The sequence below is a fragment of the Dietzia sp. E1 genome (assembly GCF_014145015.1).
Taxonomy (GTDB): Bacteria; Actinomycetota; Actinomycetes; order Mycobacteriales; family Mycobacteriaceae; genus Dietzia; species Dietzia cinnamea_A.
On record NZ_JAALDU010000112.1, the window covers coordinates 1 to 1,276 of the forward strand.

At 58.5% G+C, this 1,276-nt stretch carries 2 protein-coding genes; both read left to right on the forward strand.

Annotation, left to right across the window (positions count from 1 at the left end):
• Window positions 1–70 precede the first annotated feature (70 nt).
• On the forward strand, window positions 71–364 hold the full coding sequence (locus G6030_RS16270; RefSeq protein ID WP_006898371.1) for a transposase: 294 nt from the start codon (window positions 71–73) through the stop codon (window positions 362–364).
• Window positions 361–1,245, forward strand: a complete 885-nt coding sequence (locus G6030_RS04925) for an IS3 family transposase (RefSeq protein ID WP_206680893.1) — start codon at window positions 361–363, stop codon at window positions 1,243–1,245. Before G6030_RS16270 ends, G6030_RS04925 begins: the two co-directional genes overlap by 4 nt.
• Window positions 1,246–1,276: the final 31 nt, after the last annotated feature.

Sequence of the window (1,276 nt, forward strand, 5' to 3'; positions counted from 1 at the left end):
TGGACCGTTCCCGCTCTGGTGGACACCCGGAGATGAGCGGTGAGTTCCCCCAAGATAGAGGGAGCGGATTATGGGATCTACTCGTCGGAGCTTCACTGCCGAGTACAAGGCCAACGCGGTAAGTTTGGTCATCGATGATGGCCGTGCGATCGCCGAAGTTGCACGCAGTATCGGCGTTCACGAGATGACGTTGGGGAAATGGGTGAAGAAGACTCGAGACGAGGGAAACGGTGAGTCTGACCGCCCGTTGAATGAGGACGAGCGGGCGGAACTCGAGCGCCTTCGCGAAGAAGTGAAGCACGCCCGGATGGAGGTGGAGTTCGCAAAAAAAGTAGCGACCTGGTTCGCGAAAGACCCGCGGTGAAATTCGCGGCTATCGCGGACTGGGCTGAATCCGATTCATATACGGTCACGTTCATGTGTGCTCAACTCGGCGTATCGACTTCTGGCTACTACAAGTGGCGCGGCAAGTCGCGCTCAGCTCGAGACCTCCGAGACGACGAGTTAACAGCGCTGATCGAGTACCACTACGAGCACCTCAACGGCCGTCCCGGCGTTCGGCGCATGCGTGCGGAACTCGCCGCCGGCGGCCACCGGGTCTCGCACAAGCGGGTGTGGCGGCTCATGAAGGTCGCAGGTCTGGAAGGCCGCCACCCGAAGGCGTGGAAACGCACCACCGTCGCCGGAGACAGCCCCGTTGGGGCACCTGACCTCATCGGCCGCGACTTCACGGCGGCCGAGGCGAACACCAAATGGTGCGGCGATATTACTTACGTACGGACCTGGAACGGCTGGGCGTACCTGGCCACCGTCATCGATCTGCACTCCCGGATGGTCGTCGGATGGGCCGTGGCCGACCACATGCGAACCGAGCTGGTCACCGACGCACTGGACATGGCCATCGCTCGTCGTCGACCACCCGGAAAAGTCATATTCCACAGCGATCGCGGAACTCAATACACGTCCACCGACTTCGATAAGTACTGCACGAAAAACAATATCCGACGATCATTGGGGCGCACTGGCATTTGTTTCGACAACGCGGTCGCAGAATCATTCTTCGCGAGCTACAAGAAGGAACTCATTCACACGCGCCCGTGGCCCACTCTAAAAGCACTCAAAAAGAGCACATTCACCTGGATTGAGGAGTACTACAATAGGGCCCGACGACATTCCACACTGGGCTATTTGACACCAGCCGAGTTTGAACTAGGATTCAGAGACATATACGAACTCGCCGCTTAATTGCAGTGGCCACTTTAGCGGGAACACTCCA